This is a genomic window from Chryseolinea soli, from assembly GCF_003589925.1.
GTDB classification, from domain to species: domain Bacteria; phylum Bacteroidota; class Bacteroidia; order Cytophagales; family Cyclobacteriaceae; genus Chryseolinea; species Chryseolinea soli.
Map to the genome: position 1 here is coordinate 2,441,539 of NZ_CP032382.1, position 26,789 is coordinate 2,468,327.

Here is a 26,789-nt window from a genome sequence, read left to right on the forward strand (position 1 = left end):
AGCTGATCCGTTTGCAGCGCTGGGCCAAAACGGTTTAATGAACGGTAGGAAGGAGTTGGGGAATGGTTGGTAAGGTAGCGTCGCGGTGAAGCGGGACAGGAGTTGAAAAAAAAGAAGCCAGGTGTGACCACCCGGCTTCATTGCCCAAACTATCTGGCATTTTCAAACAACTGGTAATCTTTTCTAATTTCTAAACAATTCCCACTCCGACATTTGCATAACACTTCCGCTGCTCACCGCGGTGATGTTAAGCCTGTAGTAGGTATAAGCGGTAGAATTGGAGAACGTGTAAGTCTTCGTCAACAAACGGGAGGCAAAGGTCTGGTTGGTTTGCGTATCAAGCGTCGTCCACGACGTTCCATTATTGGAGCCCTGGAGTGTCCAGTTCTTTGGATCGCGTGCCGGAACATCATTCCCGGAAGTGATCGTGTATTTCACCACAACGTTTGAGGTGGTGGGCTGGAATCGAAGCCACGCCGCTGCATGGGCAGTGTAATATTTTGTTGCCGTACTATTGTCGATCACCTTGGTATAATCCTCTCCCGAGGGTGAACCGGTTTGGTATTGTGCGGTGAGTGTTCCGCCATAATTGGTAATGTCAGATCCGGCAGGAGGCGTGCCTCCTCCACTGGTTAGTGCTGCAAAGATGGCATCCGTATAGGACTTGCTCACATTGGCCGCGAAGACCATAATGCCGGCCTTCTCGGGATTGGGATGCCACTGTGCATTGGCAATCGCGGTGTTGAGATTGCTGAGCTGATGCGAATAGCCTTCCATTACTTTTGAGTTGCCCAGCGTAGCAGACCAGTAGCTGAAGTTATCCGTGCTGTAGGCCATGTCCATGACAAAGTTAAGATACTGACTGATGGAAACCTCCCTGAAATTAGGCCCCGGTGCACCACCAGAGTAGACAGCAGCTGTATACATTTTGTCGTTGGGACTCGACGAGAGCGGACCAAAGTAGGCGCCCAGCGCAGCGATTAAATTCCGGTAGTTTGTATTCGCCGTTGCTCCGTGTTCCACATCCAGGGAGATCCCGTCGAGGCCTACCGTGGTAACACAAGAATTAACGAAGGAGGCAAACTGCGTGGCATTGTACGCTGTTCCATTGTAGGTTGTAAAAGGAGTGGCCGTGCTCCACGAAGCCGCGTCGTCGACGTTCATGAGTACTTTAACACCGCGTGCGCGCAAGGTTTGTATGTCGGCCAACACTTGCCGTTTGCTGTGGTAGTAGGCGTTGTTCATCCAACCCGAATTGTAGTGAACGGTATCCGCTAACTCCCACAACGTTCCTTCAAAGACGATCACCACGTTGGCATTATCGGTAAAGGTTGTCAGGGGAAGAATGCCTTGACCAGAGGGTGTGGCATCAAAAGCGTAGTAGGCAACTTTCGATTGCCCGACGGCCGGCAGAGACAGCGGTTGTATCGAAATATCCGCGTCGGAGGTGAGCGATTTTCCAGCGGGGTTCCCATCAGGTGCTACCTCCATCGTACAGGAATTCATGAACGTGCATACCAGGGCAAATGCCACGAGTGAACAAAAACGTTTTTTCATAAGGGTGCTTGGTTTAGGTGAATATAAGTATCGTATGTTGACCACAATTGCGTCAGGAATAGACAGGCCGGGGACCTTCACAAAATCGCTTTCAACAGACAAACAGGCCGGGGACTTTTCCCGAAAATCACTTTTAACTAGACAAACAAGCCGGGGACCTTTTCCCAAAAATCACTTTCAACTCGACAGACAGGCCAGGGACCATTTCCAAAAATCACTTTCAACTATTCAAACATGGCCCTGCTATTTTATACAATCGCATCAACTGCTCACAACACACATTCAGGAATGGATTTTTATTTTACTTTTCTTAGGAGCGCTAAATATCAACGCTTTACGCAAGACGAGAGGGGCCTGCTATTCTCTGGGATGTTGAGATTATTTTTAATTCCGCAACGGGACGCTAGATCACGGCCCTATGGTTGCGTCGATCGGGCATGATCATCTTTGTTTGTGCCCCATTCTTTGCTTGGCGAAGGCCCCATTTGGATCTCCAGGCGACCACCTTTGACAATATCTGAATGTGTCAGATATGTTTTAGTATAGGGACTTCCATTGAGCACCATGCGTTGAATGTAAATATTTTCAGCCGCGTTGTTCTCGACCTCGATGTCGAAATAGGTGTTGTCAGAAACTCTTATCCGGGCACGATCCACCGCCGGGCTTCCGAAAACATACATGCCATTGGCCGGATTCACAGGATAAAAACCCAATGAAGAAAAAATATACCATGCCGACATTTGGCCAACGTCTTCATTTCCTGGAATGCCGTCGGGTGCATCGTGATAAAATTGATCTAAGACGTTGCGCACGGTTTTCGCAGTTTTCCATGGAGAGCCGGTGTAGCCGTAGAGGTATGCGATGTGATGGCTGGGCTCATTTCCAATGGCATATTGCCCGATCAACCCGGTGATGTCGGCCGACGCTTCTTCGCCCATGCTCTCGTTCACCACGAACAGGGAATCGAGTTTTTCTACGAAGGCTTTTTCGCCACCCAACAGTTGCATGAGCCCTTCAACATCCTGTGGTACCAGCCAGGTGTATTGCCAGGCGTTCCCTTCGCAAAAGTCATCCTTCATATGTTTTGCCGACACCGGGCTGAAGGGCGTGCGCCACGCACCGTTGGCCATCTTTCCGCGCATGAAGCGGGTCTTGGGGTCAAAGTATTGTTTGTAGTTGCCGGCGCGTTTGATGAAGTATTGATATTGTTTTTCATCGCCCAGTTTCCGGGCAACCTGTGCGGCACACCAGTCGTTGATGGAATATTCCAATCCAAGGGCAACGCTTTCTACGATGCTATCGGCTGGAATGTAGCCAAGTTGGTTCACGAAGGGCAAACCTCGCTCGTTCACTTGCGTGGAAGCCATCATAGCCTCCAATGCTTTTTTTTCGTCTACGTTGGCAATGCCTTTCAATACAGCATCGGCGATCACCGGAAAGCTGCTGTTGCCGGGCATGGTGTTGGTTTCATTTCCCCAGAGATGCCAAATGGGAAGTTTTCCCTGTTGCTCCTGAATTTTCAACATGGAGTTGATCATGTCTCCAACGCGATCGGGATTGATGATCGTGTGCAATTGATGTGTGGCCCGGTAAGTGTCCCAGAGCGAAAAGGTGGTGAGGTTTGTGAAGCTCGTGTCATGGTGAACCTGCTTGTCGCTTCCCCGGTAGTCGCCATTGACGTCGTTAAAAATGGAAGGGGCGATCATCGTATGGTACAATGCCGTGTAGAAGATCCGTTGTTGCGATTTGGTCTTGGTGTGCACTTGAATGGCTCCTAACGCGTGGTTCCACAAGCGATCGGCGTTTTCTACGACGGCGTCGAAGTTCCAATGTGGAATTTCCTGGCGGATATTCAAGGCTGCATTCTGCGCACTTACGGGAGAGATCCCAATTTTTACAAGGACAGGCTTTTCAGTGTCCAGTTTAATAACCGCCTTTGTTCTTTTGCCGGTCAAGGTTTTTCCGTTCACCACCGTGTCGCCTTTGGCCAGGACGAGTTGGCTTATGGGTGTTGAAAAGATGGCTGTAAAAAAGACGCGCTGATCAGGGGCCCATCCTTTCGAATACCGGTAGCCCGCGAGAGTGGAATCATTAACCTGTTCAACGTGCGTTTCGACGGGCGAGTCCCACCCGATGCCTTCCCCCAGATCAATCACGATATGTCCGTTCTTTCCAGGAAAGGTGTAGCGATGAAACCCAACGCGTTCCGAAGCGGTCAATTCCACGTTGATGTTATAACGACTTAGCTTGACCGAGTAATAGCCTGGCTTTACCTTCTCGTTCGCGTGCGTATACTTTGATGCATAGCCACTCTCGGGAGCCTCGGGCGTCCCTTTCGTATACTTCACCTCACCCATGGCCGGAATCACCAGGATATCGCCCAGATCGCCAATGCCCGTTCCGCTCAGATGGGTATGTGAGAAGCCGACCACGATGGAGTCGGAGTAATGATATCCCGAACACCAATCCCAACCGCGCGCAAAGTTCACAGGGCCGAGTTGAACAGCACCAAACGGAACATTTGCGCCAACAAAAACATGCCCATGGCCACCACTTCCAATATAGGGGTCAACGAATTGCGTGTAAGCCACGGTGTCCTCAGCGCCCGGCGTCTTTTCTTTTTCGGGATGACATTGTGTGAACAAGAAGCAAGAAAGGATCAGAAGCGTTAACGCGCCATGGGAGCGTGTCTTGGTTGCCCTATGGGCATATGGTGTACGCATGCGAGAGTTTGTCCGTTTGAGGATTGTTTTGATTAGGTTCCGATTGAGGGCCTGTTGTAAATGGAATCGCTTTTCGAGGCGTAAACACACAGACGGATTTATGCGGGCTCTTTAAAAATTTCCACCCTCAATATCCCACCAAAGGCGGGTTCCTCCATCATCCGGTCCGCGAAGATGTTGCAGCGCGCCTTCAATGCCTTGCCGGTTCGTACTGTATTCGTTTTGCGGATAGCTCAGCCGCCGGATTTGCACGTCGGTATCAATTTTACCACCGCTTTTATTCACGACAACCGTGAACAACTTCGGATAGCCCGTGCGCCGGAATCCCGTCCATGCTTCCTGTCCTTCGGGGAACGTCGCCAGCCATTTTTGCGTCATGATCTTATCCAGCTTTTCTTCTTTTGAAAGATTGTCATCCCATTTAATGGTCACCGTGGAAACGGCCGGACTATTATTGCTGGAATTTTTCGGATCGACGTAGGCAGCTTGCATGCTGACATCGTCCTGGAGATAATTTCCGATTTCCACGCCCCATTGTCTCATGGACACTTGCACGCCGGTTTCATAGTTGGTCTTGGCATCGCCGGCGCCTTGCCATTCCCGCAAAGAAGCTTCCGCCTTTAAAAACCAGCTCTCGGCTGCACACATGACCGGTTGCGGCGTGAAGACGAGAAATGTTTTCTCCGTGTTCAGACTGGCGTAGGTCTTATAAGTGTCCTTTGAAGATATGGCCGATCCAATGCGAATGCCAACGTACTCTCCTGAAAATGAGGGATCGGTGGCCGGGCTGGCATAGACGGGCAACCTCGGATCATGAAAGCCAATGAGATACGACAAAATGCACGCGTTAATTCTATTGTCATCCCAATCGTGTGTGATCATGAAGAGATCACTCGTTCCGTTGGTGGAGTTAATGGCCGCATCATCGTCAGGGTGGGCCATGAGTCCACCCGTGTCGTTAAGCGCTTTCTCTCCCTGCATTTTGGCCAATTGGGGATCGGCTTTCACAATGTGCATGGCAAGCCGCAAGCGCAGTGAGTTTGCAAATTTTATCCATTTCGTGTAGTCGCCACCAAAGATCAAATCGACGCTTCGAAAGGGGGCTTCACCCGGATGTTGTGTTACAAATGTTTTCAGGTTGGCCACGGCAGTGTCCAACTCCTGGAAGAATTGTCCATACACGCTGAGCTCCGTGTCATAAGGCGTGTAGGTGGTCGATGTCCCAACTTTACTATAGGGAATGGGGCCAAACTTATCCGTCACTCTGTGCATGGCTTCCACTTTGATAATTAGAGCGATGGCCCAGAGGTCTGGAGATCTTTCACGCGTTCCAAGCTTGGCCAGTTTGAGGATGGGCGACATGATGCTGATGTACATCGCGTCAAACCCGTCGCGATTCCAACTATCTACCAGAAAATAGTTCAGGTTATAGTCGGCCATAAATGGCGTGGGACACATCATGTAACCCGAGTAAGCATCCGTGCTCAGGTTTTGCGCGGTCTGATACTTTTCGAAAATTTTCCGTTGCAGGGGTTTAAAGACGGTGATGGGATCTACCTCGTCGTCCGAGATCCCGGTGGGGTCGGTGTTATATTCTTCAAATTTACCTGTGCAACGAAGCAAGACCAGACAGACCATGCAAAACACGATCAGCGAAGTCGCCATCCGGATAGCTCGTTTTACAGGTTCAGACCAAGTCATAGCGTTTAAATCGTAACATTCAAGGCAAAGCCAATATTTCGAATGGCAGGCTGGCTGAAGATGTCAATGCCGGATAAACCATTCCCGGTGGACATCAGCAGCTCGGGATCGTAGGGGGCTTCCCGATACAGGTAAAGCAAATTACGCCCGGTCAGGGACAAACGCAATTTCGATATGCCGTATTTCCGGACGGGAATGGAGTAGGCCAGCGAAACTTCGCGGAGGCGTGCCACCGTCGCACTGTAGATGTAAAGTTCGGAAACGCCTTGCCGGCCGCCGATGCTGGTATACCATTTCTGAGGATCCACTTTGGAAATGGCCTCGCCTTTTTCATTTACGCCATTCACCGACACATAACCCCTGTCGCGTGCATCACCCGTCGCTTTCGATATGCCATATTGATCCATGATGGCTTGTGTCATCGAAAAAACCTGGCCGCCGATTTTGGCGTCGATTAAAAAATTCAGCGTAAAGTTTCTATAGGCAATGGAATTGTTCCAGCCGGTTAGCCAGTGAGGATTGGGGTTGCCCAAATAGCTAAAACTATTATTGATGCGCGGTGTTCCATCGTCGTTCAGGACCATGCGCTGCGCGGCGTCGCGGATGACGGTGATGCCATAAATATCACCATACGAACCTCCCTTGGCCAGGACCGATTGATAGCTGGTGTTGTCGTTCGTCGTCAGTAAATATTTGTCGATTCCATTTTTTGAATCGACGTCGATAATCTTGTTGACATTGTGCGCGACGTTTATGGAGGTATTCCAACTGAAGCCCAATCCCATTCGCAGCATGTACTCCATCGAAAGCTCGACGCCTGAATTCTGCACGTTTCCACCATTCACATAGCCGGCGCTATAGGCCGTGGCAACGGAGGGCACCACTTTAATAAATTGGTTGAAGGTGTTTGACCGATAATAATTGAACGTCAGCGCAAGCCGGTTCTCAAACAGGCGGAGGTCCGTTCCCAGTTCATAGGTCTTGGTGCGCTCCGGCTTCAAGGTCTCAAAGGGCGCCGCTGTGCTCAGGGTTACCGATCCGGTGTTATCAAAAGAGTTTACCGGATTGGTCACGTATTGGGGAACCGTATTTCCCACCTCGGCATAATTGCCTCTCACCTTAAAATAGGAAATGCGGGCGGGAAGATCTAGGGCCTCCTTGAGCAAAATGGAAAGGCCCATCGAGGGATAAAAATAGGAGAGGTTGGGCGTAAAGGATAGGTTGGAAGACCAATCGTTGCGCCCGGTTAAGTTGAGGTGAAGCCAATCAAAGAAAGCAGCGTTGACCGTTCCAAAAATGGATTGCAATTGCGTATGGTTATCGGGATAGTTGGATACCGGATTAACCATACTGCTGGCGACAATATTTTGGGCTTTAAACACATCGGGCATGACCAGCCCCAGGCCGGGACCAATGGCTGTTCCGTCGAGGCGACTGTCGGTGATGCTCGTGCCCACCGTGCCGTTGATCCCGAAGGATGTTGGCATGGGAATTTTAAATGCCAGCAAGGCGTCGGCATACTTTTGTTGTTGCGTCTGTGTGTTGTCACTGAATTGTCCGTTGGGACGGGCCAACGTCGCTTGCGTCCCCGAAAAAAGATTTTGCTGATAGCGGTCCATGATCTGGTCCAGGTTGCCACGCAGTTGAATATTGATCCATCGATTCACATTGAATGCCACGCGACCCGAAAGGAGAAGCCTCCGCCGGTGAGAATAGTTTGGGTTCCGGTTGATGATCCACCACGGATTTTGTTGGATGTCCTCATTGGTAAACCAGTTCTGCCGTTCATAACCAACACGGTCTGCAAATTCATATTGCTCCTTGTAAGGCGAAATATTCATCTCGCTGGGGAATAAATACAGGCCGGTTAACGGGTTAAAGTACAATCCCAGGGAAGGCGTGTTGTCGACTTTCTGGGTGATGTAGTGGAGGCCACCATCGACCACTAATCTCCGGTCGAACAACTTTTGAGTTTGTTGCAGGCTGAAATTGTTTCTCGCCAGCGTATTATGGGGCACAGGTCCTTGGCCATTGGTGTTGGCAAACGAAAGATAGGTCCTGTTTTTTTCAGAACCACTCGAGAGGTTGATCGAATTGATCACGTTGACGCCCTTGTGAAAAAACGTGTTCAGTTTGTCGCCCGACGCCGATGCAATGGGTTCACCCCAACTGTCCCGGGAGTTGCTCCCGGTCCGGCCATAGCCCGTTTGGAATTGAGGCCGGTAGCCAACATCGCTTACGAAAATATTGGAATTGAAATTCAACTCGGTGATCCCTTCTTTTGCTTTTTTCGTGGTGATGATAATGGCTCCATTGGCGGCCTGACTTCCATAGAGCGCCGCAGCCGATGCGCCCTTCAGTACGGTAATGGATTCTACATCGTCTGGATTGAGGTTTGAAATGCCATCGCCTCCGTCGACTTGGCCTCCGAACGGCGAATTGGGCTGGCCGTTTGAGTTTGAACTGTTTAACATCGGCAACCCATCCAGCACATACAGTGGCTGATTGGATTGAGAAAATGACCGGTTTCCTCTCAGGATGACTTTTGCGGACCCTCCGATGCCCGATGCGCTGGGAAAAATTGTCACGCCGGGCACTTTGCCGTTCAACGCATTCATCATGTTGTCGGTCTTGGAGTGCGTCAACTCTTCTGCATTGATTTGTTGTGTGCCATAGGTCAGCGATTTCTCCGGACGGGGTATGCCCATGGCGGTGATCACTACTTCGGCAAGCGAGGTGAGTTCTTCCTCCAAAACGATCACCATAGACGTTTGACTGTCAACCTCCGCCTCATAGGTCGAGTAGCCGATGAACGAGACGACCAGTATAGAATTTGCCGGCACACTTTGAAGATTGAAATTGCCCTGAAAGTCGGTTGATGTTCCGGTCGTGGTGTTTCTAACGATGATATTAACACCGGCTAAACCGACACCTTTGGCATCGGTAACGTGTCCAGAGATCGCGATGAGCGGGATTCCATTTTCGAGCGAGGGTGCATCCCCAGGTTGACCAGCTGATTTTGACAGGACAATGTATTCGTTGTCATCCTGTATTTTGTATTCAATGTTTAAGGGAAGCAGGAGTTGATCGAGGATTTCAGCGAGCGTTTTCCCATCGGTTTCGGTCGATACAACCCTGGTGACGTCTATTTGATTTACGCTGTAGACAAACCTTACCCGGGTTGCGACCTCCAGCGTCTCCAACGCTTTTTTTAAAGTGATGTGTTGCAGGTTGAAGGAAACTTGTCTTTCAAGGACACTTTGCGCTTTGGCACGTTGGGCCAGGAACGTCATGCAGCAAAATAGCAGTATGGTATGCAGAACACATGCCTTGATTATTGCATTCATACGGCTCCCGTTCAGGTTCTTCTCGCGCGCCGTGCTTCAGGCCGGATACGCATTCATAGTTTGGAGCCTAAATTACGCCCTTTGTGGCGAAACTTAAAACGATTGCGATAAACAAAAAATAGCGAACGACAAGGGTCAATTACGGGAGATTACTGTGTGCCTCACACACCATGAAAATCGACAACATGGGCGTGTTGCAAACGAATGTTTCATCGGCATCCTTCACCGGTCAGTTGAACGGTGTTGCCGCTGATGGTATAGCGAACGCCCAGGGCCTGGCCGATCATATCCAATGTATTCTCGAGCGATTGATCTGAAAAATTTGCCCGGATCTTGCATGCCCGCAAGCCTTCATTGCTGAACGAAACGGTGACATCGAACTTTTCCTCGATGCGGTGTACTGCCGTTTCCAGGGAAACGTCATCGAAGATCATTTCATACTCCGTTCCGTCGATCGTGGCTTTCTTTTCTTCGACGGCCAGGGTTTCCTTCGAGATGCTTGACGTCGCTTCATCGTAGATCGCCTTCTCATTGGGCAAAACCACTTTTCCCTGGGGATCGTTGACGGAGGTGAAGGACACTTTTCCCGTCAACACGGTGAGCTCAACGCGCGTGGGAGAGGACTTCAGATTAAAGCTCGTTCCCAGCACGGTGGTCGTCACGTGGCCAGACTGGATGATAAACGGGTGGCGGGGGTCTTTGGCGACTTCAAATAAGGCTTCGCCATGGAGCGTCACGTTTCGCGTGTTTCCGGCAAAGGCAGACGGCGATTCCAACGAACTTTTACCCTTCAGCCAAACCAAGCTACCATCGGGCAGGCTCACCTTGGTAGTCGTTCCGTCGCTGGTATACGTTCTCAGGTCGTTTGAATTTGATCCAAGACGCCAAGCCAAAAATCCGACGGATGAAACGATGAGTAGGGAGGCTGCTATTTTTAACCATTTCCAATTTCCGGCCGGGGCAAGCGTTGAATTCTCTTGGTCAACGGGAGGGGTATCTGCGGAAGGTTTTATTTTGTGGAGGAGCTTATCTTTTAATCGACTCTTGTCTGTATCCGTAAGCGGGGAGTTCATTCCGGTATCGACGCTGTTGAACCAATCGTCCACCAATTTCTTTTCCTCATTGGTGAGTTGATCTTTTTTGTACAACTCGATCAAGCGATCAAAGCCAAACTCGTTCATAACATACAGACATTTAATAACCAGACCTCATTGCTATATCGCCCCAACCAGAGGGATACACACAGTCAAACTCAATATCTTTTTCACATTTCGCTTTGGAAGAACTTCCATCGCCATGCAAATCGGCTGGGCGCAAAGTTAACACATTCTCAAACGTTGCCATAATGGCGCGTGATACCTTCCAGGCCAAGAGCCCTCGCTTTCGTCCCGGGTTTGTGCCGATGTCGCACCATGGAATCCATCAGCAGCATTCGTTTGCGTTAACGGGGTTATCAAAATGTGTACAAAAAAAGATGCTCCACGAAAAAAAATGTTGTGATTTAACTTAACATTGATGAAGCACAGGGATTAATTAGACATAATCGTGTGCCATGGAATAAACACATAGTCAATTTTAAAATATTTTTTATTATGCTCTATTTCAATTAGTTACGAGCAAAATGAAGGACGTTGCGCCGTCTTAAAAAAGAGGAACGAAAGACATGACCGGGAACACATCAATCAAAATTCACCTTCTTTAATTCGAATACGTAAACTTTCTGTTATTTTAGTTACCGATACATTATGGAAACAACGGGCAGTCATCGTGATCTGGTCACTTCACTAAAGGAAGGAAACGAAAAATCGTTCGAGCTGATCTATGATCTACTGGCCAATCGCCTATACCTTTTCATCTTAAGGAAAGTAGGAATCAAGGAGACTGCCGAGGAGATCCTGCAGGAGGTGTTTGTTGCGCTTTGGAACAATCGACATACGATGGATGCCAATACATTCCTGGATCCTTACTTATTTAAAATAGCGAAGAACAAGATTTTTAGCTTCATGCGTTCTGAGCATGTCCGGAAGAAATATGCCGCCGAGTTCAGCTTGTTCATGCAAAAGTACAGCGACAATTCGCTGGAGGAGCTGATGGACGTAAAGGATCTTCATCAAGTGCTGCATGAGCGGATTTCCGAATTGCCCGACAAGTGTCAAACCGCTTTCCGGATGAGCCGGATGGAGCATGCCTCCATTTCCCAGATTGCCGAACAGATGAATATCTCGACGCGTACCGTTGAAAACTATATCACCCAGGCCTTGCGTCATCTGCGAACGCATCTGAATACCCTGTTCGCATTATTCTTTTCCCTGCTTCTTATTTAGCAAAAGCATTTCAGCCGGTCAATCAAAGCATTGAAGTCGCCTGGTTGCGCAAATTTCCTCTTATGATAATGGTGCGTCTTCTTATATAGAGGTGCCATCACTTTCTGGTCAGGCCGCTTTTGAACGTTGGCGATAGGGATACGTATGTGCCCGCCATTCCGCACACCTCTTTTTTCTCTGTTATAGCCGGATTTGCCTCCGTGTGCCGTGTCTCAAGATCTTCTGAAAAAAGAAATTCACCGGACTATGTGTGTTTGGCTTTTGAGAAACGATCTAGTGCGTAACGAGGGTTGGCACTCAGCGACGAGGGTCGGCCTAAGGCAGTCTAAACTAATCACTTAACTTTTTTTAAAAATCAGCCTATGATGAAAAAAATACGAATCCTTTTATTGCCTCTGGCAATGCTGCTTTGCGGATATGTCTCCGCACAAACAGTGACAGGAAAAGTGACCTCCGCTTCCGATGGCGCGCCCGTTCCAGGGGTGTCCGTAGTGGTTAAAGGTACGACGGTAGGTACAACCACCAATGCAGAAGGAGACTACACCCTTAGCGGTTCCGACGTTGGCGGCGGAACGCTCGTGTTTTCCTTTATTGGCTTTGAAACTCAGGAAGTTGCAGTAGGGAACCAAACGACGGTGAACGTGTCGCTCGCGGAAGATATTAAAGAGCTTGGCGAAGTCGTTGTCACCGCCCTCGGCATTTCGAAAGAGACCCGGACTTTGGGATACTCGGTGTCGAAAGTAGACGGCGAGCAGATGAACAAGGCGCGTGAGAACAACGTGGCATTGTCGTTGGCCGGCCGTGTTGCCGGTTTGAACGTGAAGGGTACCAGCGGTGGTCCCGGCGGTACCGCCCGCATCCTGTTGCGCGGTATGCCCAGCATGACCAGCGGTGGTGCGCCACTCTTCGTTATCAACGGTGTGCCGATGGACAACACACAACGCGGCAGTGCCGGCGAGTGGGGTGGATCGGACAACGGTGACGGTATTGGTAACCTGAACCCTGACGATATCGAAAGCATGACGGTATTGAAAGGACAATCGGCCTCTGCGCTTTACGGTTCGCGTGCCACGAACGGTGTGATCCTGATCACCACCAAAAAGGGCAAAAAAGGTGACTTCGCCGTAGAATACAACATGAACTACATGGCTGACAAGGCGGCAAACTATACCGACTTTCAGTATGATTACGGACAAGGCCTCAACGGTGCCAAACCCACAACGGCCCTGGAAGCACAACAAACTTCGCGCATGAGCTGGGGAGCGAAGCTCGACGGCACGCAGGTGATCCAGTACGACGGCAACTCGTATGCTTACTCCGCGCAAAAGAACAACATCAAAAACTTCTACAGAACGGGTTCTTCCATCACCAACACCGTTTCGGTTTCAAAGGGCGGCGAGAACGGGTCTTTCCGTTTGTCGTTGTCTAACCTGGACAACAACTCCATCGTGCGCAACAGCGGGATCGGTCGCAAGACGATCAACTTGAACATCGAACAGAACATCACCTCGAAGTTGAAGGTGAATGTGATGGCCAACTACATCGACGAGCGGTCTAAGAATCGTCCTCAATTGAGTGACGGTCCCATGAACCCCAACAACGGATTGTTCCTGGCGACCAACATCGACGAAAACATCCTTAACCCGGGCTATAACAAGACCACGGGTTTTGAGACACGCTACGGCGACGACGAGTACGTTACCAACCCTTGGTTTGTGGTGAACCAGTACGTCAACAACCTCTCCCGGAAACGCTTGATCTCTGCCGTTTCGGCACGCTATGATATCACGAAGTGGTTGTATGCACAAGGCCGCATCGGCTACGACATGATGAATGACGGTGTATTTAAAGTAGAGCCGTGGGGAACGGCATACGTGACGGCGCCCCTTCCCTGGGGGAACTTCCGCGGGAACCTGCAAGAACAATCTACAGCCCTGACCACGGAAGCCAACGTCGACGGTTTGATCGGCGTATCAAAAGAATTGTCCCAGGATTTCAGTCTGGATGCATTGGTCGGCGCAAACACACGGACCAACCAGTGGGAGTATCAGCGCGTCGCGGGGAGCACGTTCATCATGCCCTATCTGTACACGCTCAGCAACGTCGCTACGGTTAACACGAACCCGGCTGACAACTATAAGTTCACCAAGAAACGTGTCAACTCCGGGTACTATTCCATCGACTTGGCTTATAAGCACCTCCTGACGTTGAGCACCACCGGTCGTTACGATGCGTATTCAACGCTGCCATCCAGTAACAATACGGTATTTACACCTTCCGTTTCGACAAGCTTTATTTTCTCCGAGCTCACAGACCTTCCCAGCATGAGCCTTGGTAAGTTCCGCGCGTCATGGGCACAAACCAGCGGCGATCCAGCAGACCCCTACAAGACTCAATTGTACTATTCGTTGCAAAGCCCCATCAATGGAACTCCCATGGGAACCTTTAGCACCGATCAACCCAACGGCTTGCTGAAGCCCTTTACACTGACCGAAGTGGAATTAGGTGTTGAGTTGAAATTCTTCGAGAACCGCTTGGGACTTGACCTCGCCTGGTACAACAGAAAATCCAAGAACGAGATCATGCCCTCCACATTAAGCGCTGCCACCGGATTCACCACAGGCTATGTGGGTACAGGTTCTACACAAAACACGGGTCTCGAGGTTTTGCTGACCGGCAGCCCCGTGCGGACATCCAACTTCAACTGGAATGTTACCTTCAACATCACCACGGTGAAGAACAGAATTCTGGAAACCGATACGGATGGTAAAAACCAAAGCCTGGGATCCAATCGCGGAACTCTTGGCAATGCCATTACCGCCTACGTGAAAGGTTCATCAGGACCGCAGATCTTGGCCTATGACTACAAGCGCAGTGCGAGCGGTCAGATCATTGTTGACGCTTCCGGTCTGCCGGTTCGTGGCGATCTGGTCCAGATGGGACAGGTACTTCCCAAAGTATTTGGGGGTCTCACCAACGACTTCAGCTACAAGAACATCAACTTCTCATTCCTGGTTGACTACAACTTTGGCAACAAGGTATTGTCGGCAACGGAGTACTACTCGATCCTGAGAGGTTTGAACAAGAAGACGCTGGAAGGAAGACAGGAAGGTATCACCACCGGCGTTTTGGCGGACGGTACAACCAATACTACTACCGCTGCGCCTCAAGACTACTATCGTGCGGTAGCACAACAGATCACGTCCACCAGCGTGGTGAGTGGAGATTTCATCAAGCTGCGCCAGATGACCTTGGGCTACACATTCCCCGCTTCGGCCTTCGCAAATGTTCCGTTGATTCGTTCGGTACAGATTTCATTGGTAGGAAGAAACCTTGCCATCCTGATGCGTAAAGCGAAAAATATCGACCCGGAAGCGAGCTTCGCCTCGAACGTGAAGTACTACGGAATCGAAGGCACCAGCTTGCCCTCTACCCGCTCATACGGCTTCAACCTGAATGTGAAGTTTAAGTAATCCACGATCATGATGTTTAGTGTGAGACCTAAAAAAACAAATGAAATGAAAAGAACATTCACAATCATATCCCGACTTGTCTTGATCGTGGCGATCATGGTAGGTTGTACCAACGACTTTGAGTCGATCAATACCGATCCCACCAAGTCATCGCCCAGTACCTTTGATTCCAATTATTTCCTCTCAAACGCGCAGTGGACCTATGCCGACGGTATCACCGGATATAGTGGTCCCGTTTTGTTCCAAAGCGGCTGGGTTCAATTGTTGGCTTCTACCAGTTCTGGCGGTGCAAATTACTATTCCAATATGGACAAGTATGTTCCCTCCAGCAACACCAATTCGTATCAGGCTACCAGTTGGAACCAGTGCTACCGTTCCGGCGCCTTCGCCAGCGAGATGATCAAGAACACCGAGACCGATCCGGAAAAAGTAAACATTACGGCCGTGGGTCGCATCGTACGCGTGATGTCAGTACACTATATTACAGATGTTTACGGTGATGCTCCTTACTCGCAAGCCTGGAAGGCCAACAGCAATGTATCGTTGCCGGAGTACGATACTCAGCAAAACCTTTACAAATCGTTGTTAGCCGACCTGGATGGTGCGCTTACCTCCATGGATGCCTCAAAGGCAATCCCGTCAGCGGACATATTTTACAAAGGCGATTTTGCTAAATGGAAGAAGTTTGGTTACTCGCTGATGCTGCGCATTGCTATGCGCCTCACCAAAGCAGATGCCGCCACTGCAAAAACGTACGCTGAGAAAGCCGCCGCAGGAGGTACCTTTGCAAGCGCTGCCGATGATGCTTACGTGATCGCGGACAACGCTAACGGCTATCGCAACAACTACGCAGGAAGTCTGATGACAGCGGCCGACTACTACCAGGTGCGTTGGAGCAAAACACTGATCGACTATTTGAGCAGCACGAGCGATCCTCGTTTGGGTGTTATCGCTGAAGTGCCTCAGGACGGCCTTAAAAATAACCAGGATGCTACCAAGCCGGGTAATTCCACTCCCGCTGCCCAATTGGGTCTTCCCAATGGATTTGATCTGAATGGAGGCGCGACAGACATCACTACCTCACCGGGATATCCGGGCGGTACCGGAAGCGGTGCTGATGCAACGCCGATTGGGAAGTACTCTCGTCCCAAGACAGCCATCTACGGTAACTTCAATGCTCCCGTATTTGTTGTTACCTATGCGCAGACGGAATTGTTATTGGCCGAGGCTGCTGTCAGAGGATACAATGTCGGAGGCTCGGCTGCCGAACACTACGGCAACGGTGTAGAAGGTGCTATGTTGGCCCTCGCACCCTTCGGTGCCGCTGCCACGATTGATGCGGCTGTCGCTGCCAATTACGCAGCAGCGCACCCGCTGATCGAAACTTCGAATGATGCGTCTCTGAAAATGATCAACGAGCAATACTGGGCAACCAGCGGAGCCTTGATGAACTTCGCCGAGGCTTGGAACAACTGGAAACGTTCAGGATATCCTGTGCTGACACCGGTCGTTGCATCCGGCAACTTTTCGAACGGTGCCATTCCCCGTCGCGAACCTTACCCCACGACAGAATCTACCCTTAACACCGTCAACTATAAAGCAGCCGTGGATCGTCTCGACGGCAAGCAAGATAGTTGGAGTGCAAAAGTTTGGTGGGATCAATAAGAGAATCTCCTTCAAAGGGGCAGGCCCAAAGCCTGCCCCTTTTTTTTATTTTTTTTTTAGACCTCTAGGCTACTCGAAGATATGCGCGCGCGTTTGATGTTTTTTTTGCGGACCATGAAGTGGATGGTGCCGGTGGCCGTCATGGGTATGATCAGCGTTCATTCCGTTCAGGCGCAGCAAGAACCGTTGTTCGAATGGGTGCCACCCGCCCGCAGTGGTGTGACGTTTAAGAATACCATCAAAGAAACCGCCCGCAACAATGCCCTCACGTATGAAAACATTTACAATGGGGGTGGCGTTGCCATTGGCGATATCAACAATGACGGATTGGACGACATCTACTTGATCGCCAATGCCGGCAGCAACAAGTTGTATCTCAACGTTGACAATTTTAAGTTTAAGGACATCACATCGTCAGCCGGCGTGGCTTGCAGCACAGGTTGGAAAACCGGCGTGAGCATGGTCGATATCAACGCCGATGGTCTGCTGGATATTTATGTATGTCGCTCCGGCAAGGAGAATATTGAAGATCGAAGAAATCATTTCTTTATCAATCAAGGCAATTTGACCTTCGTAGACAAAGCTAAGGAAATGAATCTGGACGATCCTTCGTATTCAACCCAAGCCGCATTTTTCGACTACGATAAAGACGGAGACCTGGATGTTTATTTACTGGCTACGAATGTGAAGGTCATACGTGACCTTGAATTTAAAGATGCACGGACCACCGTGCACCCCTATGCAGGTGATAAGTTATTCAGGAATGATAACGGTCACTTTGTCGACGTAACGGCGAAGGCTGGCATTTTATCAAATGCATTGGGTTTCGGGCTCGGCATCGCCGTGTCGGATATCAACAAAGATGGCTGGCCGGACCTGTATATTTCAAACGACTACATCGAACCCGACTATCTCTATATCAACAACGGAGACGGTACATTTGCAGACAAGCTGCCTGAATACCTACGACATATTTCCCATTTCTCCATGGGAGTCGATGTGAGCGATATCAATAATGATGAATGGCCGGATATCTATACGCTGGACATGTTGCCGGAGGATAATTATAGACAGAAGTTACTCTACGGCCCCGATAACTATGAGCACTATGCGCTGTCGGTAAAGGAAGGGTTTTATCATCAGTACATGCGCAATATGCTTCATTTGAGCAATGGCAATGGAACCTTCAGCGAGATTGGTCAATTTTCAGGCATTTCAAACACCGACTGGAGTTGGGCACCCCTGTTTGCCGACTATGACAACGACGGTTGGAAAGATCTCTTTGTCACCAATGGATACTTTCGGGATTATACGCAGCGTGATTTTCTGAAGTACAAGGGCGACTATTATTTTAAAAAAGCCATTGCGGGAGAAAAACCCGATACACTGGAACTGGCCACCATGATGAGCTCTACGCCGCTGCATAACTATATGTTCCGGAACAATGGAGATCTGACGTTTTCCGATCAAAGTTTTGCCTGGGGTTTTGAAAGGAAGACCTTTTCGAATGGCGCAGCGTTTGGCGATCTCGACAATGACGGGGACCTGGACCTAGTGGTGAATAATCAAAACGAATCGGCCTTCTTATACAAGAATGTGTTGCGGGACAAGAATCCAACGGCATCCTTCCTTGGCATTAAGCTCAAAGGAGCTAAGGGAAATACATTCGGCATAGGCAGTAAGGTTTTTGTATACGCCGGCAATAGAAGTCAGTATTTCGAGCAATCGCCCGTGCGCGGGTATCAGTCAAGCGTCGCCACAACACTGCACGTTGGACTTGGGAATGAAAAGAAAATTGATTCCGTGAGAGTGGAGTGGCCGTCGGGAAAGGTGAGTTTGCTCAAGGATATAGCGGTCGATCAGATCCTGTCTGTCGAGGAAAATGATGGCGTCAAACACCAGGTTGTCGCTGAGAAATTGAATCCGGTGTTTGCAGTGTCGGAACCGCTGGTTCCCTATTCACACCGGCAATTTCCAATAAACGATTTTAAAAGACAGCCTTTGTTGTCGACCATGAAATCGAACTGCGGACCGGCAATAGCGACTGCCGACGTTAACGGCGACGGGTTAGTGGATGTTTTTGTAAGCGGATCCGAAGTTTTGCCGGGCAAACTATTTGTCCAAAGTAAGGAGGGCCGGTTCCACGAATCACTTTCCTTTCCGTCTTCGCAAAATGATGCGCGCACGGAAGTTGATGCCATCTTCTTTGACGCGGACAACGATAACGACCAGGATCTTTACGTGGTAAGCGGAGGTTATCATGACTATGCGGCAAAGGATCCCGTCTTCCAGGACAGGATCTACTTCAACGACGGTCAGGGTAATTTCACGCGACGCCCCGACGCATTGCCGGCGATACATACTTCTAAATCCTGTGCAAGAGCCGCCGATTTTGATTTGGATGGTGACGTTGACCTTTTTCTCGGAGGACGCGTCGTGCCGGGACGTTATCCAGTCGCACCTCCAAGTTATTTATTACTTAACGATGGACATGGGCATTTTAGCAAAATGGACGATGCCGCTCTTCCTTCCCTCGTAAACGCCGGGATGATCACGGATGCCATCTGGTTAGACCTCAATAGTGATCGATTTCCTGATCTGATTGCGGTCGGTGAGTTTATGCCGGTGAAAGTGTTCTTGAACAAAGAGGGAAAAAAGTTTGAAGAGGACGCTGGTGCATTTGTGGATGGTCCGCAGATGGGCCTTTGGAGCAAACTCGCAGCAGGTGATTTTGACCACGACGGAGATGTCGATTTGATCGCGGGCAACCACGGTCTCAATTCACAGTTCAGAGCTTCTGATTCGGAGATGCTGGAATTGACGTACGCCGATTTTGATAAGAACGGTTCGATCGATCCCATCCTCACCAATTTTATTCAACATCAATCTTATCCAGTTGCCGGACGCGATGAATTGCTGGATCAGGTGTACAGCCTGAGAAAGAAATTCACTTCCTATGCAAGCTATGCACCCGCGAAACTCGGAATGCTCTTTTCTGAAACGGAGATCGGGCAGGCGAGCGTGCTGCGCGCCAATGAACTTCGGACCGTGCTGCTGGAAAATGTGAATGGAAAATTTGTAAAACATGCTTTACCGCCACAAGCGCAGTTCGCGCCCATTGGGGCAATCGAGGTGCTGGATTATAATGATGATGGCAAGCTTGACGTATTGCTCGCCGGCAATGAAAGTGCTATGCGCATTCGGTTAGGGGCCATTGATGCAAACTATGGCCAGCTGTTTCAGGGGGATGGACAAAACCATTTTAACTATATTCCGCAGAGGCTGGCGGGTCTTTCACTAACCGGCGATGTCAAGTCGCTAAAGTGGATCACCGTGAACGGCCAGAAATATTTACTTGCCGGTATCAATAACAAGGAAATCGTAACCTATAAAAAGACAAATTAGGATGAAGGCCTGGTGCATGTTTGTGTTGATGTGTTGCTTTGGCATGGCTGGAGGAAAGGAGAAGCCCGTGCCGGTGAGCGACTTTGTAAAATCTGCTTTTTCGCTGTCGGAGGTAATGCTCCACGATGTGGTGAATCCGCCCGCGGCGAGTCGGTTCTACGCTTATTGCATGCTGGGTGCCTATCAGGCGTTAAACCAGATCGAGCGGGAGCCCTTTGATCTTCCGTCAAGGTTTAAAATTCGTCCAAGCTTTTCTAACGTCCCCATTCCATCCTGTGTATCGAAAGATTTTGTTGCGGCCTATGCGATGCTTGAAGTCGGCCGCCAACTGATGCCTTCGGGATATCTCCTTGAAAAAACACAGGCGACCTTGTTGCAGGACTTCAAAAAGAAATATCATTTTTCCTCGCAATGCCTGGAGCAAAATATGGCCTTTGCGAAAACCGTCGCTGCGCAGGTTGTTGAATATTCCAAGACCGATGGCTACTCGAAATTGAGTACACTGAAAAGGTATAGCCCCGTGGTAGCGGAAGGGCATTGGTATCCCACACCACCGGAATACATGGCCGCCGTGGAGCCGCATTGGCAAACGATTCGCCCGTTTTTTCTGGATTCTGCACAGCAGATCACCTCACGCAGCGCCGCCGAGTTCTCGACGGACAAAGACTCACCCTTTGGAAAATTGATGTATGAGGTTTATGATATCTCCAAAAAGATGTCGGCCGAGCAGCGGGCGATCGCCGGCTTTTGGGATTGCAATCCCTTTGCTGTTCAGTATTCCGGGCACATGGCGATAGGGATCAAAAAAATATCACCCGGTGGTCATTGGATGGGAATTACAGGCATTGCTTGCGTCTCTTCTTCGGCATCGATCGAGAAGACGGTCTTGGCACACGCACTCGTCGCACTCACGCTGCACGACGCCTTTATCAGCTGCTGGCATGTGAAGTATCAAAGCGACCGTGTACGACCCGAAACGGCGATAAACAAATACATCGATCCCAGTTGGAGGCCGCTCTTGCAAACGCCGCCCTTTCCCGAAAATACCAGTGGCCATAGCGTGATCTCCGCAGCATCTGCCTCCATACTCACCTTCCTGTTTGGCGACAACTTTAAGTTTACCGATACCAGTGAGGAATATTTTGGGTTGCCTGCTCGAAGTTTTGGATCCTTCCAACAGGCCTCGGCCGAAGCGGGTATTTCAAGGTTATATGGGGGAATTCATTTCAGGGACTCCATCGAGAATGGACAAGAGCAAGGAGAAGGCGTCGGGCAGGCGATCGTTCAAAAGATTCAAGAGATCGCCAGGCCTTAAAGTGCCAAGGTAAGCTCTTCGATTCACAAAAAATCTTTGGCGCTCGGGATGTACAGATCCTTCGCGAAGACTTTTAGGGTCTGTAGGGATTTTTGGAATGCTTCTTCGACCTTTTTCTTTTTTACCAGGCGAAATACGAATTCGGCCGGGAGTGTTTTGTTGAGGTAAAAATCAATCGTAAGTTTTGTTTTCAGGGGAGCTAATTTCTCCAGCGTGAAATAGGTAACGCTTTTATCCTTCTCGTCTGTTTCACTGAACTCAATTCGCTCCGGCTGATATTTGTAGTAGCTGCTGACGTAAGTGATCACTTTCCCATCGGTGTACGTGCAGCGGCAGCGCATGCCTATGCGCGGCAGGTAATGGCTCAATTCTTCCACCTTCTCCACACCTTCCTGCCAACGGGCGCGGTAATTGAAATTACCACAGGCATGGAACATGGTGATCATGTCGGTGTCGTATGCTTCTGAAACGGAAATTACCCGAAGTTTCTTTGCCAGCTGCGGCGGCAGTGCTTCCTCTTGCGGCAGCTCTTTTTTAAGGTAGCCAAGCTGAGCATAGTGATAGGAAACATCGCCGGTCTCGGTCTGCTTGGCTCCGATGTTCCATTCGATCCAGTCGGCCGGGCCGAGGGGTTTATCTTTCAACAGGCTTTTTGTGATCAGCCAATACTCATGGTCGGCGATATCATTTTTCAGGAGCTGGTGCGCAACGATGATGTCTTTCCCGATCAGCTTGCTGAAGTTCCGTACCGTGTACCCGGTGAACTCCCCATAGTGCGTGATGATCTTCAGTGAAAGGTTGATCGCAGAAAGACACGCCTTACATTGACAATATTTGCTCAACTCATAGGCGATCAGGTTCCGGTGGAAAGAGCAAAACATGTGCTCAACCTGTGTGTACAGTGCTTTCAGATCGGGCGGGTCGCCGAATTTGTAAAAAAGTATGGCATCGCCCTCTATTTCAGAGACCTCCAGGCCGATCTGGTTTGCGTTGATCAGGATCTCCAAAAGCTCCTGGATAATAAGACGACTGTGCTCGATCTCGGTTTCGCTCACGAACCGGGAGAAGCCGCTGATATCGGGGATGAATACGAGCCCTTTGTTTTCCATTGGTACGTAAAGGTATAAATTAGCCCTTAGAGGCTATTACTTTGATCCGGGGATTTTATAGGAATAAACCAACCAGCAGTCCCCTAGAGTCAACTTATACCCGTACGAAAAAAATATGTGGCGTGTTTTGCCAGAGCCAACGCAGCCTAGTTTATCCCAACCCGCTTCCGCTCCTCGTCTTGTCCGTTGTGCTTGCGCATAGCCTGTCCTGTCTTGCCAATGTTGTAAGTAAAGTTGAGCCGGATGACGCGGGTTTCGGGATAATTATAGAAATGCGCATCAAGCCCAGGGTAGGACACACCGTACGTTACCCGATTGGTATAAAAAATATCCGTAACATTTAAACGGAGTGAGCCCTTTTTGTCGAATACCTTTTTTTGCAGTCCCACATTCACGGAACCCAGTGCCGAAGTCTCGAAAAGCCCCAACATGTTAGGTGCATTGTACACCGTTGTAATTTCCCCGGTCAGATCCCACGGCAAGGTTATGGTTTGCGTAAGGGTGACGATGCCACTGAATTTGCCAATCTTATAAACTTCATCCAGGAGCTGTGTGTTAAAACGGTTGTAAAATAAATTGATGTTGCTATTGATCGTCCAATGCTTGTTGATGCTTATGGGGGCGCTCACCGTAAGGTAATAGTTTTGGAACGTGTCAAAATTTTTCTTGATGGCATATTCCGACACCCTGTCTTCTTTCAGCAATATAACAAACGCGATGTATTGTGAACTGGTACTGTACCCGAGGTTGATGGCAAAATCCTTGGCAATCGTCTGTGAGAACTGGAAGTTATGCGTGAACTGCGGGAGCAATGCAGGGTTTCCCTTCTGGCTGGCGAACGGATCGAAGTAGAAGACATAGGGGTACAAATCGTTGTAGGCCGGCCTGTCAATCCGATAACTGTAGGAAAAACCAAATTGATAATTTTCCCACGCGCTGTGATTCAGGCTGACGTTTGGAAACACCCTAAAATAGTCTCGCTCGATGGACAACTGCGTCCCTCTCGAAAAGCCTTCGTAATGCGTCTGCTCGGCCCGCAGTCCTACCTGCGTATCAAATCCCAACCATTTGGTTTTCAGAGTAACATAGCCAGCACCTACTTTTTCGGTATAATCGAAGTTGGTCGACCGGGTCAAATCAGTTTCAAATTGACCGCTTTGATTATTGGTGAAAACTATTTCGTTTATGGTGTTTACGTAACTGAACTTAATCCCGGTCTCCAGGGAGGTTTGTTTGTTCAAGCGATGCACGTAATCCATACGCGCAGTGTAAATATTAAATGAAGAGGGTTGGTCGCTCAATATATTGTATTGTTTTTTGAGAATGTCCGTTTGCTCAAATTGTTGGATCGCAAAGTTGTCGTTGAGCTTAAATTTGTAATTTGAATAGTCAACATCTATGGTGAATTCACTGCCGGTGCGCGAAAAAAGATGCTTGTATCCAATGGAGCTTGAAACGTTGTACCAGCGATAGCGTTGTTCGTTGGTCAAGATAAACGTTGAGTCTGCTTCGTTGCCGCGCGCTGATTTTATTTGCGTGAATGAATTGTTATCCGTGGTTCGTTCATTGTAACTGCCTGACGTGATCATGGCTATTGAGTTTTGGGAATTCCATTGCCATTCCGACCCTCCTTGCCAGGTGTGGGAAGGCAACTTTTGGATCCGGTCGAGCTGCTGGGTATAATAAACGGGATCACCGTTATTGCGAAGCGTTACACGATCGGTGTAGACATCGGCGAACCTTTTATTATAAGTGTATCCATAGTTGAGAAAGTGATTCCATTTCTTAGTACGATAGTTTAGGTTAATGCTCCCATTAGCTTTGCCATAACGGCCGTGGCCGGCTCCCGCGGTGATCGAACCATTGAACCCCTCCAGTGTATTCTTTTTTAGCTTAATGTTGATGACCCCGGCGTTGCCACTGGCATCATAGCGGGCTGACGGATTGGAGATCACTTCTATCGTTGCAATATTGTTTGCATTCATGCTGCGAAGCAGCGTGGCGAGTTCAGCAGGTGGCAGGTAGGTAGGTTTGCCATCAATCATAATATTGACCCCGGTTTTCCCATTGACCGAGATCTGATTGTTTTGATCTATGCTTACACCCGGCGCTCGCTCTAAAAGTTCAGCGGCAGAACCACCCGCCGCAATGATGGAGTTCTGTACATTCAGGATGAGTTTGCCGCCGTCTTGCTCCACCAGGGGTTTCTGTGCGTGAACCACCACTTCACCAAGAACCCGGGCATCTTCTTTTAGGATCGCTGCCGGGACGGTGTAAATGCTGGCGCCACCTTGTAGTTCGATGGGTATGGATTGCTTTTGGTACCCCACGAAGGTTAGCGTGAGGATATACTGTCCAGGGGCTACGGATTCAAAGGAATACTGACCGGTCGCATTGGTAATGACTCCCGTGATCAGGACTGAATCTTGTGGCTGTCGCAACAATACGGTAACATATTCCAGAGGCTCGCCTTGCTCATTGCTCACACTCCCTTCTATTCTCCCGGAGGTGGATTGGGCGACGGAACAAACCGTGGTTGTCATCACCCATGCTAAAATGGTCAGGTACTTAAACATCGTTCTCATGAATTTCCTTGTTTGATTTTCAAGTGAATTTCAGAGAAGCCGGGGAGTAACGCGTATACCCCGATCAAGTTTAACCTAATCGTCTGTCTTAAACTCGGGGTGATTTTGTTTTCGGTACTCCGAAGGCGTCACTCCCGTGAAACGTTTGAAGACGGTATTGAAGGTCACTTTGTTGTTGTAGCCAACGGCATACGCTATTTCTATGATGTTCAATTCGTGATCGTCACTGACCAGGAGCCGTTTAGCTTCATCAATTCTGTTGGCATTGATGAAATCAAAAAAGTTGGTCTTATAATATTGATTGATGACCTGTGATACAAAGTGCCGGTTGCTTTTTAATTTTTCGGCAAGGGTCTCCAGTTTGAGGTCGTTTTCTTTATAGAGTTGTTCCCGGGACATGAGCACGCCAAGATCCGCTGCCAGTTTTTTAGCCAGGGAGTCCGGCAGACCGGAGTTCTTATATTTTATGTCTTCGGCCTCGTTGGAAAGGGTTTCAATTGCGTGGAGAACAGGTGATAACGACTGACTATTTTGCTGAGGCTGATCCTTTAAACGAGGCCATAGGGAGTCCATGATGGGCTCTCCCTCTTTCATTTTTTCATACCGGTCGCCAAACCAGGCGAGCAGGACAATGGCGCCGCAAGCAGAGAGTGAAATGAAATAGTCGGCGAGCAATGTACTTTGCTGAGCAACAACGATTGACCAATACAGGATGGTCAACGCGATAAACAAGATATAGAACGCCAGTATCCAGTTAGCCCAGGGGCGCATGTATCCGATGCCCGAATGGGCACGGATCTTCCTGAATAAAACATAACCGTAAATGGAAAGATGAGTGATGTTGATGATCTCGGCGTAGTCAATCAGGTCGTTGATCGAATAGGAGAGTGGAGCCTGGTCCGGATGCAGGATCTTGACTTCCGGTGAGCTGAGATAATAGGGCATTTTGAGGCCCAGCATGATCAGGAAGGGCAAAAAATGAAAACTATAGCGGATCAGCGGTTTAGGATTCTCAAATACGGCATCAAAGTAAATAACGAGCAGCGGGCCATAGAGCAGGGCGAAGAGAAAGGTTGACGCGTAGAATTCAGGAACACGATAAACGTAATTCGTCCAATAAAGGCAGGACTCCATTAAACCGAGCGATTGCAAAAGAAGATAGAGGCCAAGGGCTTTCGATGCTCTATTATTGAGCCGGGGTACGATAATTAATTTGACCGAAAAAAATAACCCGATAGACGAAAGCCCGACGAACAAGAAATTCCAAAAATTTAGGGCGATTTCAGGCAGTTCCTTCATGGCAGAGGCCAATTTCAAAAAAAGGAAAGCCCGAACCTAATGGCACATGCGGTTTTTCGTGCATTTTAGGCCAGAATGGTTTAACCCGATAAGATCTTACCTACTCTCGTTCACAATTTTCCCGGTGCTTCCGGATGGCGGCATTCCTGATCTTTTAAGGAGGAAGTCACTTATGGCTGCCGTCGTTTCTATTTTTGATTATTTAAGTTGTGATCTCCTATGCTCCGACTAAAAATCACGGTATTCTGTGATATTTTCTTTTCTGTAGGGGACAGGTTCCCGGCTT

Annotated in this window: 13 protein-coding genes; 5 read left to right on the forward strand and 8 right to left on the reverse strand. The window is 49.2% G+C overall.

The genetic code is table 11. From position 1 onward, the window contains the following. Positions 1-183 precede the first annotated feature (183 nt). From D4L85_RS10575 to D4L85_RS10595, 5 genes are all read right to left on the reverse strand, one after another. Positions 184-1,557: a glycosyl hydrolase family 18 protein gene (locus D4L85_RS10575; protein ID WP_119754291.1), complete on the reverse strand. Its 1,374-nt coding sequence runs from the start codon at positions 1,555-1,557 to the stop codon at positions 184-186. 416 nt (positions 1,558-1,973) lie between these two features. Beyond that, on the reverse strand, positions 1,974-4,280 hold the full coding sequence (locus D4L85_RS10580) for a GH92 family glycosyl hydrolase (protein WP_119758733.1): 2,307 nt from the start codon (positions 4,278-4,280) through the stop codon (positions 1,974-1,976). A gap of 111 nt (positions 4,281-4,391) precedes the next feature. Next, positions 4,392-5,981 carry a SusD/RagB family nutrient-binding outer membrane lipoprotein gene (locus tag D4L85_RS10585; RefSeq protein ID WP_119754292.1) on the reverse strand — a complete coding sequence of 530 codons (1,590 nt, stop codon included), beginning with the start codon at positions 5,979-5,981 and terminating at the stop codon, positions 4,392-4,394. Between the two features lie 5 nt (positions 5,982-5,986). Further along, positions 5,987-9,328: a SusC/RagA family TonB-linked outer membrane protein gene (locus D4L85_RS10590; RefSeq protein WP_119754293.1), complete on the reverse strand. Its 3,342-nt coding sequence runs from the start codon at positions 9,326-9,328 to the stop codon at positions 5,987-5,989. Positions 9,329-9,537: 209 nt separating this feature from the next. After that, entirely contained in the window at positions 9,538-10,509 is a 972-nt protein-coding gene (locus D4L85_RS10595; RefSeq protein ID WP_119754294.1) for a FecR family protein, read from the reverse strand. Positions 10,510-11,073: 564 nt separating this feature from the next. Here D4L85_RS10595 and D4L85_RS10600 point away from each other — a divergent pair. From D4L85_RS10600 to D4L85_RS10620, 5 genes are all read left to right on the forward strand, one after another. Then, positions 11,074-11,652, forward strand: coding sequence for an RNA polymerase sigma-70 factor (locus D4L85_RS10600; protein ID WP_119754295.1), 579 nt, complete (start codon positions 11,074-11,076; stop codon positions 11,650-11,652). 362 nt (positions 11,653-12,014) lie between these two features. Beyond that, the gene (locus tag D4L85_RS10605) at positions 12,015-15,125 is read left to right on the forward strand and encodes a SusC/RagA family TonB-linked outer membrane protein (RefSeq protein ID WP_228450845.1); all 3,111 of its coding nucleotides are present in this window, start codon (positions 12,015-12,017) and stop codon (positions 15,123-15,125) included. A 45-nt stretch (positions 15,126-15,170) separates the two neighbouring features. Next, entirely contained in the window at positions 15,171-16,790 is a 1,620-nt protein-coding gene (locus D4L85_RS10610; protein ID WP_119754296.1) for a SusD/RagB family nutrient-binding outer membrane lipoprotein, read from the forward strand. Positions 16,791-16,871: 81 nt separating this feature from the next. Continuing rightward, on the forward strand, positions 16,872-20,195 hold the full coding sequence (locus tag D4L85_RS10615; RefSeq protein ID WP_228450846.1) for a VCBS repeat-containing protein: 3,324 nt from the start codon (positions 16,872-16,874) through the stop codon (positions 20,193-20,195). 1 nt (position 20,196) lies between these two features. Further along, positions 20,197-21,510, forward strand: a complete 1,314-nt coding sequence (locus tag D4L85_RS10620; RefSeq protein WP_119754297.1) for a vanadium-dependent haloperoxidase — start codon at positions 20,197-20,199, stop codon at positions 21,508-21,510. A 23-nt stretch (positions 21,511-21,533) separates the two neighbouring features. Here the strand turns inward: D4L85_RS10620 and D4L85_RS10625 are convergent, their stop codons facing one another. The 3 genes from D4L85_RS10625 to D4L85_RS10635 form a co-directional block, all read right to left on the reverse strand. Then, on the reverse strand, positions 21,534-22,619 hold the full coding sequence (locus D4L85_RS10625) for a DUF2652 domain-containing protein (protein WP_119754298.1): 1,086 nt from the start codon (positions 22,617-22,619) through the stop codon (positions 21,534-21,536). 146 nt (positions 22,620-22,765) lie between these two features. After that, positions 22,766-25,204, reverse strand: a complete 2,439-nt coding sequence (locus tag D4L85_RS10630; RefSeq protein WP_119754299.1) for an outer membrane beta-barrel protein — start codon at positions 25,202-25,204, stop codon at positions 22,766-22,768. A 75-nt stretch (positions 25,205-25,279) separates the two neighbouring features. Continuing rightward, positions 25,280-26,338 carry a helix-turn-helix domain-containing protein gene (locus D4L85_RS10635; protein ID WP_160143655.1) on the reverse strand — a complete coding sequence of 353 codons (1,059 nt, stop codon included), beginning with the start codon at positions 26,336-26,338 and terminating at the stop codon, positions 25,280-25,282. Positions 26,339-26,789 lie beyond the last annotated feature (451 nt).